This is a genomic window from Companilactobacillus futsaii JCM 17355, from assembly GCF_001435505.1.
GTDB classification, from domain to species: Bacteria; Bacillota; Bacilli; order Lactobacillales; family Lactobacillaceae; genus Companilactobacillus; species Companilactobacillus futsaii.
The window spans coordinates 1-14336 of record NZ_AZDO01000024.1; the positions used below are offsets into that span (position 1 = coordinate 1).

General features: G+C 36.9%; 19 protein-coding genes, 1 other RNA gene, 1 pseudogene and 1 other annotated feature. All 21 genes and pseudogenes read right to left on the reverse strand.

The window, feature by feature from the left end:
* Window positions 1-71 precede the first annotated feature (71 nt).
* Entirely contained in the window at window positions 72-359 is a 288-nt protein-coding gene (locus FC88_RS02985; protein WP_057812638.1) for a YaaL family protein, read from the reverse strand.
* A 1-nt stretch (window position 360) separates the two neighbouring features.
* A complete protein-coding gene (recR, locus tag FC88_RS02990) occupies window positions 361-960 on the reverse strand; it encodes a recombination mediator RecR (RefSeq protein ID WP_057812640.1) in 600 nt (199 codons plus the stop codon).
* Window positions 960-1289: a YbaB/EbfC family nucleoid-associated protein gene (locus FC88_RS02995; RefSeq protein ID WP_010018682.1), complete on the reverse strand. Its 330-nt coding sequence runs from the start codon at window positions 1287-1289 to the stop codon at window positions 960-962. Before FC88_RS02995 ends, recR begins: the two co-directional genes overlap by 1 nt.
* An 11-nt stretch (window positions 1290-1300) precedes the next feature.
* Window positions 1301-3007: a DNA polymerase III subunit gamma/tau gene (gene dnaX, locus FC88_RS03000; RefSeq protein WP_057812642.1), complete on the reverse strand. Its 1707-nt coding sequence runs from the start codon at window positions 3005-3007 to the stop codon at window positions 1301-1303.
* An 83-nt stretch (window positions 3008-3090) separates the two neighbouring features.
* An RNA gene (gene ffs / locus FC88_RS12570) (signal recognition particle sRNA small type) lies at window positions 3091-3173 on the reverse strand.
* Window positions 3174-3216: 43 nt separating this feature from the next.
* Entirely contained in the window at window positions 3217-3693 is a 477-nt protein-coding gene (locus tag FC88_RS03005) for a nucleoside deaminase (protein ID WP_057812644.1), read from the reverse strand.
* Between the two features lie 2 nt (window positions 3694-3695).
* Complete coding sequence (locus tag FC88_RS03010) at window positions 3696-4010, reverse strand: hypothetical protein (RefSeq protein WP_057812646.1); 315 nt, start codon at window positions 4008-4010, stop codon at window positions 3696-3698.
* 43 nt (window positions 4011-4053) lie between these two features.
* Window positions 4054-4655: pseudogene (locus FC88_RS03015) on the reverse strand (class I SAM-dependent methyltransferase).
* Between the two features lie 69 nt (window positions 4656-4724).
* Window positions 4725-5093 carry a 50S ribosomal protein L7/L12 gene (gene rplL / locus FC88_RS03020; RefSeq protein ID WP_057812648.1) on the reverse strand — a complete coding sequence of 123 codons (369 nt, stop codon included), beginning with the start codon at window positions 5091-5093 and terminating at the stop codon, window positions 4725-4727.
* 42 nt (window positions 5094-5135) lie between these two features.
* The gene (gene rplJ / locus FC88_RS03025) at window positions 5136-5642 is read right to left on the reverse strand and encodes a 50S ribosomal protein L10 (RefSeq protein ID WP_057812651.1); all 507 of its coding nucleotides are present in this window, start codon (window positions 5640-5642) and stop codon (window positions 5136-5138) included.
* Between the two features lie 48 nt (window positions 5643-5690).
* Window positions 5691-5810 (reverse strand) — a sequence feature (ribosomal protein L10 leader region).
* A 34-nt stretch (window positions 5811-5844) separates the two neighbouring features.
* Window positions 5845-6525 (reverse strand): 50S ribosomal protein L1, encoded by a 681-nt coding sequence (gene rplA, locus FC88_RS03030; protein ID WP_057812653.1) that lies wholly within the window; start codon window positions 6523-6525, stop codon window positions 5845-5847.
* 96 nt (window positions 6526-6621) lie between these two features.
* Window positions 6622-7044, reverse strand: coding sequence for a 50S ribosomal protein L11 (rplK, locus tag FC88_RS03035; RefSeq protein WP_010018673.1), 423 nt, complete (start codon window positions 7042-7044; stop codon window positions 6622-6624).
* 119 nt (window positions 7045-7163) lie between these two features.
* The gene (nusG, locus tag FC88_RS03040; protein ID WP_057812654.1) at window positions 7164-7709 is read right to left on the reverse strand and encodes a transcription termination/antitermination protein NusG; all 546 of its coding nucleotides are present in this window, start codon (window positions 7707-7709) and stop codon (window positions 7164-7166) included.
* 95 nt (window positions 7710-7804) lie between these two features.
* A complete protein-coding gene (secE, locus tag FC88_RS03045; RefSeq protein ID WP_057812656.1) occupies window positions 7805-7990 on the reverse strand; it encodes a preprotein translocase subunit SecE in 186 nt (61 codons plus the stop codon).
* A 13-nt stretch (window positions 7991-8003) separates the two neighbouring features.
* A complete protein-coding gene (rpmG, locus tag FC88_RS12575) occupies window positions 8004-8153 on the reverse strand; it encodes a 50S ribosomal protein L33 (RefSeq protein WP_083484540.1) in 150 nt (49 codons plus the stop codon).
* Window positions 8154-8223: 70 nt separating this feature from the next.
* Entirely contained in the window at window positions 8224-8781 is a 558-nt protein-coding gene (locus tag FC88_RS03050) for a sigma-70 family RNA polymerase sigma factor (protein ID WP_083484541.1), read from the reverse strand.
* 122 nt (window positions 8782-8903) lie between these two features.
* Complete coding sequence (rlmB, locus tag FC88_RS03055) at window positions 8904-9680, reverse strand: 23S rRNA (guanosine(2251)-2'-O)-methyltransferase RlmB (RefSeq protein ID WP_057812660.1); 777 nt, start codon at window positions 9678-9680, stop codon at window positions 8904-8906.
* Window positions 9661-10074, reverse strand: coding sequence for a Mini-ribonuclease 3 (locus FC88_RS03060; RefSeq protein WP_057812662.1), 414 nt, complete (start codon window positions 10072-10074; stop codon window positions 9661-9663). Before FC88_RS03060 ends, rlmB begins: the two co-directional genes overlap by 20 nt.
* Entirely contained in the window at window positions 10067-11473 is a 1407-nt protein-coding gene (gene cysS, locus FC88_RS03065; protein WP_057812664.1) for a cysteine--tRNA ligase, read from the reverse strand. Before cysS ends, FC88_RS03060 begins: the two co-directional genes overlap by 8 nt.
* A gap of 85 nt (window positions 11474-11558) precedes the next feature.
* A complete protein-coding gene (gene gltX / locus FC88_RS03070; protein ID WP_057812666.1) occupies window positions 11559-13055 on the reverse strand; it encodes a glutamate--tRNA ligase in 1497 nt (498 codons plus the stop codon).
* On the reverse strand, window positions 13036-14325 hold the full coding sequence (locus FC88_RS03075) for a PIN/TRAM domain-containing protein (protein ID WP_057812668.1): 1290 nt from the start codon (window positions 14323-14325) through the stop codon (window positions 13036-13038). Before FC88_RS03075 ends, gltX begins: the two co-directional genes overlap by 20 nt.
* Between the last annotated feature and the right edge of the window lie 11 nt (window positions 14326-14336).

Below are 14336 nucleotides of genomic sequence, written 5' to 3' on the forward strand. Positions count from 1 at the left end.
TCAACTTGACAAGGACGAGTGCATTCCAGCCAAATTTTCTTTGCTATGGAGGACGGCAATTAAAAACACTACTACCAGTGCTTTTCAGCTCGACTAGGTTGCTTCAAGAAAGTATCTTCTTCGCCAAAAATAATATTGGTCGTATTTTTAGCTTGAGCCTTTCTTCTTCTAGCTTCTAGATACAAAAATTGATACTTTAACTGATCTAATTTCAGATGGATCCTAGTCGTATCGTCTACATCCACTGAATTATTAATCATTCTTTGGGTATTCCCGATTCGTTGTTGAATCTGGTGAATATTATCTAAGAGGCGATCATTTTCCATCTTTTGGACGGATACTTTTTTTCTACCAAACATGTTAAATCTCCCTGCGTCCTAGAACAGCACTCTTTAACGTCATTTCATCAGCATATTCAATATCTGATCCGACTGCTAAACCATGTGCCAGTCTAGTTACTTTTATTCCTGCTGGCTTAACTAATTTGGCTAAATATTGAGCGGTTGCTTCCCCTTCTGGTGTAGCGTTTGTTGCGATAATCAATTCTTTAACACTTTGATTTTGTTTCAAACGATTTAGCAACATCTTAATATTCAAATCTTCTGGGCCAACTCCATCGACTGGCGATAAGACCCCTCCTAGTACGTGATACAAACCATTATAGCCGTTCATATCGTCTAAAGACATAATATCTTTAGCTTGCTCAACGACCAAAATAGTAGATTGATCACGACTCTTATCACTACAAATTGGACAAATATCCTCAGTGGTAATATTTCCACAGATTTTACATTTCTTCAAATCCGTTTTAGCGGAAATTAAATTATTAGCAAATTCTTGCACTTGATCTTTGTCCATACCAAGTGTGAAAAATGCCATTCGAGTAGCAGTCTTGCGACCAATACCCGGTAACATCATATAACTATCGATTAATTTCGAAATTGGTTCTGGATATTTCATTACATCAACCCGTTTGTGTATTTACCTAATTTGGCTTGTTTGTCATCATCAACGGCCTTGAAAGCATTGTTCAAAGCATCGATCAACATATCTTGCAATGTATCTGGATCATCAGGATCAATAATCTTGTCACTAATTGTCATATCAGCAATCTTCTTATCACCAGTTACTTTAACGACAACAAAATCATCGACTGATTTACCAGTATATTCTGTCTTGTTAAGTTCTTCAGTTGTTGCTTGAACTTCTTTTTGCATCTTTTGGGCTTGGCGCATGATATTGGCCATATTGCCACCCATTCCACCCATATTTGGCATTCCTTTACTCATAATAATTCCTCCTAGTCATTTTTTACATCAACTATATCGTCACCAAATAATTTTAAAGCTTCATCAACGGTGGGATCAGTTTTCTTAGTTTCTTTATTAGATTTTACCGTGTTTTTCTTGGTTGAATCAATATTATTATCAATATATTCTTTTCTTATTTTAGGCCAGTCGACCTTAGGCACGAGAACTATTTGACAATCTTTTTTCAACAACTTACTAGCATTGTCGGTCAAAGATTGCAAAAAGTCACTATCATCTTGAACTTGTTCGAACCACATAGCGTAATCAAATGCGACGACGATGCCTTCTGAAGATGCAGCAACTGGTTGTGCGACTCTCATCATAGCACGTTGTGAAATTGAAAGCATACTCATTAGTTCTGGCCACATGTCTCTAGCTGCAACCAAATCATTCTTGGTAGCATTGCCGAGAACCTTATAAATTGCGGTCTTATTCAAACGAGTATTATTGTTGGCCCGGTGATGTGGCTTAGGTTTTGAGCTACTCTTTGTTACTGGTGTGCCATTAGATAAATCCTTAACTTCATTTTGTAAATGAGAAACTTCATCTCGTAATTTATCAATAACTTCATTATCAACCGAATCGTTCTCCACCGGTTCTACGCTTGAAGCAACTTGAGGTTCTGAAATCTTAACCGTTAAAATTTCCATATAAATATCTGTTTGATTAGAATTCTTGAGATTCTTTTGGGTCGCACTGACTTGATCAACGATATAAAACAAGCGTTTATTATCAAATTTATCCGCAATTGCCAACAACTCTTTAGTCATAACTGAACTATCCATCTGCTTAGACAAATCTGAATTAGAATTATACAAAATCAAATTACGGCAAACTCGAATAATCATTTCTGTAAAACGCAAAGCTGAACGGCCACTCTCTAAGATTTGATACAAACTCGTCAAAGCTTGTGCTGGCTTATTTTCAGCAATAGCCGTCATATAAGAAACAATCTGCTCATTACTCAAAGCACCAGTTACTTCTTGAGCGTTCTTAAGAGTTAATTCATCATCACCATATGACAAAGCTTGATCCAAAATACTGAGAGCATCACGCATTCCACCTTCAGCAGAAGCGGCAATAATATCAAGGCCTTCTTCATCATACTTAATATTCTTATCATTTAAAATAAAAATCATTCGTTTCAGAATATCTTGTTTAGAAATTCTTCTAAAATTAAAACTTTGTGTTCTAGAAATAATTGTTGCAGGAATCTTTTGTGGTTCAGTTGTTGCCAAAATAAACATCACATTTGCTGGTGGTTCTTCTAATGTTTTCAGTAAGGCATTGAATGCACCTTGAGAAAGCATATGAACTTCATCAATGATATAAACTTTATATTTGGCTTCAGTTGGAGCATATTTAACTTTGTCACGAATGTCACGGATCTCTTCAACACCATTGTTTGAAGCAGCATCAATCTCAATTACGTCATTTAAACGGTTCTCATTGGCTGCTAAACAAATTTCACATTCATTACAAGGTTCACCATCTTGAGGGTTAAGACAATTGACTGCCTTAGCCAAAATCTTTGCACAGGATGTCTTCCCAGTACCACGTGGCCCACTGAATAAATACGCATGACTAGTCATATTGCTAGCCACCGCATTTCTCAAGGTCTGAGTAATGACATCTTGGCCAATTACGTCAGAAAAAGTTTGGGGACGCCAAACTCGATAAAGTGCTTGATATGCCATTTTTTCTCCTTCAAAAAGTCTGATATGTAAATTTTAACACAAAAAAACTCCTAATCCGGAATAGATTAGGAGGCTAATATACATAACAAAAGGCACATGGTACACCTTACTTAGTGCTGCTTTCTTCCGAACCTGACACGATTCACAAGAGCACCATTGCCCTAAGGCCTTACGGCAATAACTATGATACTATAAATCACAAATTTTTTCTACTTTTTGCGACGAATTTCTCGAAAGAAATTGCGAAGTAAATCAGCTGCCTCTTGGTCTTTTACCCCACTCAACACTTCTGGTTGGTGATTGTAACGGGTCTCAGCCAACAAATTATTGATAGAACCGACTGACCCAGCTTTTGGATCTTTGGCACCATAAATAACTTCTTCGATACGACTGTTGATGATAGCACCGGCACACATTGGACAAGGTTCTAGTGTGACAAATAAACTCGTGTGTTCCAAACGCCAACTGCCAACTTTTTTACAAGCCGCTTCAATTGCAATGATTTCCGCATGCTTAATTGCGTTTTGGGTTTCTTCGCGCTCATTTGAACCTCTAGCAATCACTTCTCCAGTTTGGTTGTCGACGATGATACAACCAATCGGAACTTCTCTTCTTGATTCAGCTTTTTTTGCTTCTTCTAGTGCTAAATCCATGTATTCATTTATTTTATCTTCTGAAAATATCATTTTTAACCGATTAAATTAGTTACTTTCTTTTCTAAATATTTGGGAATTGCTGGTGCTTTAATTTTTAATTGTTCTCGTTCTTTTTTCAAAGTTTCCAAGATATCAATCAATTCACGAACTTGATCATCGGACAATGTACCGACAAAAGCCATTAATTTTTCATTACCGTGAAGATATTTATCAACATATTCTTCTAATTGCTCGCGATCACTTTGGACAGTCTTCTTCTTTAAAAGATGAATTACAGATGATACCGTTAAAATTGTACCTGCAGAAATTGCAGAAATAATGATTCCAATTACGATTTTTTTCTTCATAAGTAAACGCCTCCAACTTGAATATACCATATTTGGGAGTAATTTAAATCAATTTACTTTTCAAAATATAATATCCTTTATCACGTGTAACTACTTCAACGTTGCCAAAAGTTTCATCCATTAGTTTCTTAGCTGACGGAGCACCTTGTTTCTTTTGCAAGACAATCCACAATTCTCCATTTGGTTCCAGATAGTCTTTTGATTCGGCTAAAATTGAATTAACGACCTTCTTACCAGCAGAACTGGTGGATTAGAAACAATCAATGCATACTTGTCTGACACTTTATCATAAGTATCTGATTCAAAGATCTCAGCATTTTTAATTTGATTGTTATCGGCATTTTTCTTAGCCAAATCTAATGCTCTTAGATTAACATCAACCATAGCTACGTTGCGTTTAGTTTGTTCTTTAGCTAGTGCCAAGCCGATTGGACCATAGCCACAACCAACGTCTAAAATATTGCCATTAGGAATGTTCTGGAAATCAATTGCTTCAATTAATACTCGTGAACCGTAATCGATTGTTTGTCTAGAAAAAACCCCACTATCGGACATAAAATCTAAATTATGCTTGCGCAAAGTAAAATTGAAATTCTTAACTTCATGCTCCACACTAGGAGTATTTTCAAAATATTGATTAGCCATAGGTTTCATCCTTCCTTTTTTGGATAAAAAAAAATCCTCTTACGAGGATTAATTTTAACATAAAGTGTATTACTTCAATGTAACTGTTGCACCAACAGCTTCTAATTTAGCCTTCATGTCATCAGCGTCAGCCTTAGCAACGCCTTCCTTGATAACCTTAGGAGCACCATCAACAAGATCCTTTGAGTCCTTCAAGCCAAGTCCTGTGATACCACGAACTTCCTTGATAACCTTAACCTTTTCTTGACCTGCTTCTGTAAGTTCAACGTCAAATGAGTCCTTTTCTGCAGCAGCGTCGCCACCAGCAGCACCGGCAGCAGCAACTGGAGCAGCAGCCTTAACGTCAAATTCTTCTTCAATAGCCTTAACAAGGTCGTTAAGTTCTAGAATTGATGCATTTTTTAAATCATCGATAATCTTTTGTGTATCTAAAGCCATTATTGTATCCTCCAAATATTATGAGTTTTTTAGTTAATGTAATTAAGCTTCTTGTCCGTCGTCTTCTTTGTCTGCGAGTGCCTTAACAACCATAGCAAAGTCGCGTACAGGAGCTTGTAATACAGATACCAACATTGATAGCATGCCATCTCTGTCTGGTAATGTAGCTAATTCTTGAATTTCGTCAAGAGATGCAGCTTTACCTTCGATGATTCCACCCTTGATTTCAACGGCGTCAACATCTTTAGCAAACTTAGCAGCAATCTTAGCAGGTCCAACAGGATCTTCTTCAGAATAAGCGATAGCTGTAGGTCCAACGAAGAACTTCTCTAGACCTTCAACACCAGCTTTTTCAGCTGCACGTCTCAAGATTGTATTCTTAACAACTTGCATAGTAGCATTTTGTTCGCGTAATTCAGCACGCATTTCAGTTGCTTGTTCAACTGTTAAACCTAAATAATCAACAACGATTACTGATTTTGCGCCTGTAAGTTGCTTAGCAATTTCATCTACTTCTGCTTGTTTTTGTGCTAATACTTCTTGCTTCATTATTACGTTTCACCTCCACAATTTTTTAGTTAATCTTCTACAAATTCGGCTAAAAAAATAAAATCTCTGTGCCCTAAGGACACAGAGATTAAGTGAAATAATCTTCTGGCCTCGGCAGGATATTAAGACTTTCATCACCTGAGTCTTCGGTAGAAATCAACTATGATAATTTATCATTATTTTGGTAATTAGTCAACACTTATTAAGCGTTGATCTTTAGACCAGGTCCAAATGTTGATGTCATGTTTACACTGACAATATAGTTACCCTTTAATGATGCAGGACGTGCTTTTGCAATTGTATCGTAGAATGAATTAAAGTTTTCTACAATCTTATTTGTATCAAATGACATCTTTCCGATTGGTGCGTGGATAAGACCATTTGGATCTACACGGTATGTAACTTGTCCGGCTTTAATATCATTAACAGCCTTTGTAACATCCATTGTAACCGTACCTGTCTTAGGGTTAGGCATCAAACCTTTAGGTCCAAGAACACGACCCAAGCGACCAACTTTGGCCATCATAGGTGGTGTAGCAACAGCAACGTCAAAATCCAACCAGCCGTCTTGAATCTTTTCTACAAGGTCATCTGAACCAACGACATCAGCGCCGGCTGCTTCTGCATCCTTAGCTTGTTGTCCTTCAGCGAAGACAATAACCTTTTGAGTTTTACCTGTACCGTTAGGTAGTACGATAGCACCACGAATTTGTTGATCAGCTTGTTTAGGATCAACATCCAAATTGATAGCAACTTCAACAGTTGCATCGAATTTAGCGTAGTCAACTTTCTTTAATAGTTCTACAGCTTCTTCAGCAGTATAACTTTTGCTTTTATCTACTTGTTTTAATGCTTCTGTATATTTTTTTCCATGCTTAGCCATGCTAAGTTCCTCCTTGCTTTGTGGTCTTACGGGGTTTTCCCCTCCCACTTGTTAAGAATGCTTTCACATTCTTTGTAAACTGCTCAATCTAGTCTTTTACTTTACTTCAAAGCCCATACTTCTTGCAGTACCAGCAACCATACGCATTGCAGATTCAACACTAGCAGCGTTTAGGTCTTTCATCTTGGTTTCAGCAATTTCGCGAACTTGGTCTTCAGTAACTGTGGCAACCTTGTTTGTGTTAGGTTCGCCAGAGCCCTTTTCAACGCCAGCAGCTTTCTTCAATAGAACTGCAGCTGGTGGTGTCTTAGTAACGAAATCGAATGAACGGTCTTCGTATACTGAGATAACAACAGGGATAATCATACCCTTTTGATCTTGTGTACGTGCATTGAAGTCTTTTGTAAAGGCAACAATGTTAATACCAGCTTGTCCTAGTGCAGGACCAACTGGAGGAGCTGGAGTAGCCTGTCCAGCAGGGATTTGTAATTTTACTACGTTAGCAACTTTTTTAGCCACGGTGCATACCTCCTTGTTCCGTGATGTGGTCATGATGAGAATGAAAATTTTCTCTCCCACATGTATGTGTCAAAAACATACCGTTATATAGTAGCACGGCCTACTAGTCTTTTCAATAACTATTTTTGTTTTTCAACTGATGTGAAATCAAGTTCAGCAGAAGTCATACGACCAAACATATCAACGTCAACTTTAAGTTTTCTATGTTCATCATCGATTTCTGTGATCTTACCAGTCGTATCTGAAAAGGCACCATCAGTGATGTTAACTGTTTCGCCAACTTCAAAGTCAGATGGTTTATTAGCATTCATACCGTATTGTTTCATGATGCTATCAATTTCTTCAGGTAATAGTGGTGCAGGCTTACTACCTGAACCGTGACTGCCGACAAATCCAGTAACGCCTGGTGTATTACGAACGATAAACCATGATTCATCACTCATAACCATTTGTACTAAAACGTAACCAGGGAAAGTTTTTTCCATTTCTTTCTTTTCTTTACCGTTTTTCATTTTTGTTTCTTCTTCTTCAGGAACAACTGCTTGGAAAATGTAATCTTCCATACCCATTGATTGAGCACGTGATTCTAGATTTTCCTTAACTTTATTTTCATATCCTGAATAGGTATGCAAAACATACCATTGTTTTTCGCCAGCTTCAGCCATAATTTCCTCCAAAATTCAAAATAAAAAAACTCCGAACCACAGTCGAAGTTTTTCTCATTGCTAATATCATAGCAAATTTTTGACGCTCTTACAATCTATTTACCCATGATAAAGGTTTGTAATAGTTTAATCAGACCCCAATCAACTACGGCAAAGAAGATTGCATACATCAATGATGTAGCGATAACAGTCCATGTATCACGTCTGTTTTCTTTAAATGTAGGCCAAACAACTAATTTCATTTCTTTATTGACACTACCAAAAAATTTAAATAGTTTCATTTGTTCCTCCAGCTTATCTTGTTTCTTTATGTAACGTGTGTTTTCCACAGTGCTTACAGAACTTTTTAACTTCTAAACGTTCTGTGCGGTTTGGGTTCTCACTGATTGTGTAGTTACGTGAACCACAAACAATGCAAGCTAATGCGACTTTTCTTAATCCCATGTTTATCTCCAAAATCTATTCTTAATCTTATTAATTGTAAACTCTGGAAATAGTTTTGTCCATTGCAAACTCATGACAAATCAGAATCATCTTGTTTCAAAATAAGTCGTTTCAATCGATAAATTGCATTTTGAATTTTTTTAGGCGTACAAGATTCCCTTTTGCAGGCTTGATCCATAGTGATTTTTCCTAAAATAAATTGCATCGCTGTTAATTCTAATTTGCTCATTCTTTTAGTCAAAATTTCAACTTGATCTTTTACTTCTATTAGATAGCGATGACCGTCAATTGGTTGTTGGTTCGGATGAATCTCCAAAGGTTCAGTCATCCCGTTAATTTTTCTCTTACTTGCATTTTCACGTCTGATCAAATCAATAATTCGACGTTCAAATTTCATCTTAAAAAAGCTACCGAATCTTGAACCACTGGTGCCATCAAAAACTTGGCAAGTCTCATAACAAGTTATAAAAGCTTCTTGATACCAGTCTTCGCGGTCAAAGCCGGCAATGTAATAATGTTTAGCTAGGTTATCGATCATCGGATGGTATCGTTTCACCAATCTATTTAAAGCTGGTGAATCTCTATTAGTTCTAACTTGTTCAATCCATTGTGACTCTGAGCTATACATTTGGCATGTTATTGTGGGGAATAACTTTATATTTTTAGAATAACATTGCTATTTCTTGTATTAAAAGAGAACATTTGTTTACAAAAAAAACGAATGAAATTTAATCATTCGTTTAATATAAATTACGCATTTCTTGAAGCAAAAGCTTGATACAACAAAATCCCCGTTGCAACTGAAGCATTCAAACTTTGTACATGTCCGACCATCGGAATATTCAAAGTTTGGTCAGCTTGTTTGAGAACTAGTGGTGAAATTCCTTTACCTTCGTTACCAATGATTAGAGCGACTGCTCCTTTGGCATTCCAGTTACGGTAATTATCACCTTCCATAGCTGTACCAAAGATCCAGACATTTTTCTTCTTCAAGTCGTTGATTGTGTTGACCAGGTTAGTTACACGGACTACTGGCACGTGTTCAATGGCACCAGTTGAAGTCTTAGCAACTGTTGAAGTAAGTCCAGTTGAACGATGCTTTGGCACGATGATTCCATGAACTCCTACAGCATCAGCTGTCCGCATGATTGAACCGAGGTTATGAGGATCTTCAATTTTATCCAAAATCAAAATAAAGGGATCTTCATTTTTTTTCTTGGCATTGTCAAAGATATCTTTCATTTCAGCGTATTGATAAGGGGCAATATAAGCTGCCATTCCTTGGTGATTGCCACCTTCACTAATATCATCCAACTTGTTCTTAGGTACTTCTTGCACGATCAAACGATCACGTTTAGATAATTTAATAGCTTCCGCGATGTGTTCACTTGAAAGTCCCTTTTGAACTAAAACTTTGTTGACACGTTGATCAGCTGTTGAAGACTTCAATAATTCAATTACCGAATGAACTCCATAAACTAATTCTTTTTCTTCACTGTTATTATTTCTATTCGAATTTCCGGTCATCTGCTGCACCACTTTCTACCTCATTTATACACCACAACGCAAGTTCTTTAACACGTTCTTTGTCTCCAGTAATATCCAAGTAACCAAAGACGGCTTCAAAACCAGTGGACATATGATAAGTGACAACACTTGTATTCTTTGCTTTAGTTTGCTTCTTGGCATTACGCCCGTTCTTATAAATCTTTACTTCTTGTTCAGTCAAAACATCATTATCGAGCATCAAAGTTATCAATGAAGCTTGAGCTTTTGCTGATACGTAATGTTTGGCTTGGTGTTGTAATTCATTTACTTTGACGATATTTTTGGACAATAGATGCTCACGAATAAATACTTCATAAACTGCATCGCCTAAATAAGCCAAAGTTACACCGTTAAATTTCTTAACATCAGTCATTAATATGCCACCGTGTTCCTTGAGGGGTATCTTCTAAGATTACGCCCATGTCTTTTAGTTGGTCACGTAATTTATCACTCGTAGCGAAATCTTTGTCGGCACGAGCTTGGTCACGTTGATCGACCATTTGTTGAATTTCTTTTGAAAGGTCTTGTTGATTATCCAAGTTGATTCCCAAAATACTTGTCAAATCAACCATAGCTTTTAGGATAACATTTACAGCATTTTTAGCAACTGCATCTCTTGATGAGTAGTTGTTAGCTAAACTGACCAAATTAAAGATTTCTGTCAAACCATTTTGAACGTTAAAGTCATCATTCATAGCTGTCTTGAAGTCATCAATGATACTTTGAGTTTGAGTAACGATTTCTCCATCATCAGAATCTTTGGCATCATCTAGTCTGAATTTCAAATTGTTGTAAGCTGTCTTGATTTTATCCAAGTTGTCAGCAGCCTTTTGCAAATTAGCTTCTGAATACTCGAGTGGTCGACGATAGTGAGTTGACGATAAAAAGAATCTCAAAACTTGTGGATTAGTCTTTTTGACTAAATCGTGAACCGTGACAAAGTTACCGAGTGACTTACTCATCTTTTCATTATTTTCAACAGTTACAAAACCGTTATGCATCCAATAATTAACAAACTTCTTGCCAGTCTTAGCTTCACTTTGGGCGATTTCATTTTCATGATGTGGGAACTCTAAATCTTGACCACCACCATGAATATCAAAAGTTTCGCCTAAGTATTTAGTCGACATAACGGAACATTCGATGTGCCAACCTGGACGACCCATTCCCCAAGGAGAATCCCATTTGATCTCACCTGGCTTAGCTTTTTTCCAAAGAACGAAGTCGATTGGGTCTTGTTTCTTATCGAATTCAGCTTCACCGATGTGTTCACTGGCACCTTCAACTAATTGGTCGATATTTTGGTCAGAAAGCTCACCATAATGTTTGAACTTTCTAGCACGATAAAAGACATCCCCGCCAGATTCATAAGCATAGCCTTTATCAATCAAAACCTTAACGAAATTGATAATATCTTGAATGTTGTCAGTAGCTCTAGGATTGATAGTAGCTTTTTGGACGTTGATAGCGGCAATATCTTCATAAAAGGCTTCGATAAAACGGTCAGCTACTTCTGGGACGGTAATTCCTTCGCGATTAGCTTCTTTAATCATCTTGTCATCGACGTCAGTGAAGTTAGACACAAATTTTACCTTGTAACCTAAGAATTCCAAATAACGGCGAACTGTATCAAAAGCTACGATCGAACGAGCATTACCAATGTGAATATAGTTATACACAGTAGGTCCACAGACGTACATGTTAACTTGATTAGGCGTTATTGGTTTAAATTCCTCTTTTTCACGGGTCAATGTATTGAAAATTTTCAACATAATCTTCACCTATATAAAAAAGAGCTTGGAGGCAAACTAAGTTTTCCTTCAACCTCTTTTTCTTTTCTTTTAGTTTTTAAACACTTTATTTCATTTCGTTCAAAGTCTTGTCGATATTTGCAAGAGCTTGTTCTTTACCAAACAACTCAATTGTTTCAGCAATTGCTGGACCATGCATTGTTCTTGTAGCAGCAATTCTAGCTGGCATGTAGAGTTTTCTACCCTTAACACCAGTATCAGCACGAACTGATTGAATAGCGTCCATGATTTGGGCAGCTGTAAATCTTGGTAAAGCTTCTAACTTACCTTTCAAGTCTTCAATAGCAGTTTTAGCATCATCGTCAGCTAATTCTTTTTGTTCGTCATCTGTTAAGTGTTCTGGTTGATTGAAGAAAACATCAGCCAAGTCAACGATTTGTTGAGTATATGACATTTGTGGCATGTAAAGTTCTGTCAAATGTCTTACCCATTGAATCTCATCAGTACTTGGGTTTTCGGCAACACGTTTTGCTTCAATCAAGTTAGCAAGTGCTAAGTCAGTGATTTCACTAACATCAGCGTGCTTAACATATTGGTTGTTGACCCATTCTAGTTTCTTTTGGTCGAATTTGGCAGGTGATTTACTCAAACGGTGTTCGTCAAAGATCTTGATGAATTGTTTGCGAGTGAATAATTCATCTTCACCAACTGGTGACCAACCTAGAAGTGTAATAAAGTTGAACATAGCTTCTGGTAGGTAACCTAGTTCACGATATTGTTCGATAAATTGGAGGATTGATTCATCACGTTTACTTAACTTCTTACCAGTTTCAGTATTGATGATCAATGTCATATGGCCGAATTTTGGAGCTTCCCAGCCTAAGGCATCATAAATCATCAATTGCTTTGGTGTGTTAGCAACGTGATCATCACCACGAAGAACATGACTGATTTCCATCAAATGGTCATCAATAACAACCGCAAAGTTATAAGTTGGCATACCGTCACGCTTTTGGATAACCCAATCGCCACCGATAGTATCTGAACCGATGGAAACTTGACCTTTTACGATATCGTCCCATTCGTAGTTCTTACCAACTGGTACATGGAATCTAACAACTGGTTGAACGCCAGCGTCTTCTGCTTCTTTGATCTTAATAGCTTTTTCTTCGTCAGACATACCTTCAAATTCGTATTCGTAATGAGGCATTTGTCCGTGAGCTTCTTGATCTTCACGCATTGCTTGTAGTTGTTCTTCAGTCAGATATGATTTGTAAGCTAAACCTTTTTCTAGTAATTCATCAATATATTTTTGATAAATTTCTTTTCTTTCTGATTGACGATATGGACCATAGTCACCACCGACATCTGGACCTTCATCCCAATCAACGCCAAGCCATTTTAGGTTTTCTAGTTGACTCTTTGTTCCACCTTTAACGTTTCTCTTTGTATCTGTATCTTCAATACGGATAACGAAAGTTCCCTTGTGACTACGTGCGAACAAGTAGTTAAAGATAGCTGTTCTAGCATTCCCAATGTGCAAGTGACCTGTTGGACTTGGTGCATATCTTACACGAATTTTATTATCTGACTTTTTTGCCATTTCTGTGTTCTCCCCTTTTATTTCTCGAGTTGTTTTTATTCGAATTCCGGTTGCCATTGTTACGGTTACGATTTCCATTATTGCGATTGCCGCCATTATGGTTATTATTGCCTTTATGGTTGTTTGAATTCTCCTTGGCACTACTCTTTTCCTGGATACCATGTATTGAATGTTTAGGCTTTGCGAATATCATTTTACCAGCATCGGTTTGTAATGCACTAGTTACGATAACTTCGACGTCTTTATTGATGAAGTATTTACCCTCTTCAACAACGACCATCGTACCATCTTCTAGGTATGCGACACCTTGTTCTCGTTCAGTACCCTCTTTTATAACTTTAACAGTCATTGCCTCTCCTGGCAAAATCATAGGTTTCAAGACTTTGGCTAGTTCGTTAATGTTAAGTACCTGAACATTTTGAAATTCACTTACCTTACTTAAATTATAATCATTTGTCATGACGGCACCACCAATTTCTTTGGCTAATTTAAGTAATTTCATGTCAACTTCTGGTATATTATCATAATCTCGCGTCGTTGTTTCATAATTAATAGTTTGATCCATCTTCATTTCATTCAAAATGTCCAAACCACGACGACCACGTTCACGTTTTTGACTGTCACTGGAATCAGAAATCAGTTGTAATTCATGAACAACAAAATCTGGTATCATCAATTTTCCTTCCAAAAAACCAGTCTCAGCTAATTGATGAATCCGACCGTCAATAATTACTGAAGTATCCAAAATCTTATATGGATAAAAATCTTTTTTGGCAGAACGACGAGTTACTTCACCTTCAGCAGCAATTTGGTCGTTCTTATCATTTGTCTTAGTATTTCGTTTAGTAATTGAGAAATTAGTCCAATCATTGCGCCGACTAGTCCCCATTCGAAAACCGATCCACCCAAAGACGATCATTAAAATTACCGGAATCACATTTGAAAACATATTGTGCATCATATAAAACGGAATTGAAATGATATTAGCTAAAACTAGTCCAGCAATTAAAAAACTAGCCCCATAAATAATCCAACCGGGGGATCTAGAGTTTAGATATTTTTCCATCTTTTGATTTAATTCCATGATTGGTTTAACAAACAAGAACGACAAGAAATAAAATATAATACATCCAATAAGTCCGTCAAAATAGCCGTTGTTGACAAAAGCAATTCCTGCTAAACCGAAAACTTCCCACAAGCTAGGTAAAATCGTAATTCCGACTGCGATACCTAACAAAGCGAAAATGATATTTATTACAATTTTTCGCATAAAAACCTCCT

Excerpts from the sequence above, each read along its gene's own strand:
- dnaX (WP_057812642.1), bottom strand. The coding sequence starts at position 3,007 with ATGGCATATCAAGCACTTTATCGAGTTTGGCGTCCCCAAACTTTTTCT.
- FC88_RS02985 (WP_057812638.1), bottom strand. The coding sequence starts at position 359 with ATGTTTGGTAGAAAAAAAGTATCCGTCCAAAAGATGGAAAATGATCGC.
- FC88_RS03005 (WP_057812644.1), bottom strand. The coding sequence starts at position 3,693 with ATGATATTTTCAGAAGATAAAATAAATGAATACATGGATTTAGCACTA.
- FC88_RS03010 (WP_057812646.1), bottom strand. The coding sequence starts at position 4,010 with ATGAAGAAAAAAATCGTAATTGGAATCATTATTTCTGCAATTTCTGCA.
- secE (WP_057812656.1), bottom strand. The coding sequence starts at position 7,990 with ATGAAACTATTTAAATTTTTTGGTAGTGTCAATAAAGAAATGAAATTA.
- rpmG (WP_083484540.1), bottom strand. The coding sequence starts at position 8,153 with ATGGGATTAAGAAAAGTCGCATTAGCTTGCATTGTTTGTGGTTCACGT.
- nusG (WP_057812654.1), bottom strand. The coding sequence starts at position 7,709 with ATGGCTGAAGCTGGCGAAAAACAATGGTATGTTTTGCATACCTATTCA.
- FC88_RS03050 (WP_083484541.1), bottom strand. The coding sequence starts at position 8,781 with ATGTATAGCTCAGAGTCACAATGGATTGAACAAGTTAGAACTAATAGA.
- FC88_RS03075 (WP_057812668.1), bottom strand. The coding sequence starts at position 14,325 with ATGCGAAAAATTGTAATAAATATCATTTTCGCTTTGTTAGGTATCGCA.
- FC88_RS03060 (WP_057812662.1), bottom strand. The coding sequence starts at position 10,074 with ATGACTGATGTTAAGAAATTTAACGGTGTAACTTTGGCTTATTTAGGC.
- rplL (WP_057812648.1), bottom strand. The coding sequence starts at position 5,093 with ATGGCTTTAGATACACAAAAGATTATCGATGATTTAAAAAATGCATCA.
- gltX (WP_057812666.1), bottom strand. The coding sequence starts at position 13,055 with ATGGCAAAAAAGTCAGATAATAAAATTCGTGTAAGATATGCACCAAGT.
- FC88_RS02995 (WP_010018682.1), bottom strand. The coding sequence starts at position 1,289 with ATGAGTAAAGGAATGCCAAATATGGGTGGAATGGGTGGCAATATGGCC.
- cysS (WP_057812664.1), bottom strand. The coding sequence starts at position 11,473 with ATGTTGAAAATTTTCAATACATTGACCCGTGAAAAAGAGGAATTTAAA.
- rplA (WP_057812653.1), bottom strand. The coding sequence starts at position 6,525 with ATGGCTAAGCATGGAAAAAAATATACAGAAGCATTAAAACAAGTAGAT.
- rplJ (WP_057812651.1), bottom strand. The coding sequence starts at position 5,642 with ATGAAGCAAGAAGTATTAGCACAAAAACAAGCAGAAGTAGATGAAATT.
- rlmB (WP_057812660.1), bottom strand. The coding sequence starts at position 9,680 with ATGACCGGAAATTCGAATAGAAATAATAACAGTGAAGAAAAAGAATTA.
- recR (WP_057812640.1), bottom strand. The coding sequence starts at position 960 with ATGAAATATCCAGAACCAATTTCGAAATTAATCGATAGTTATATGATG.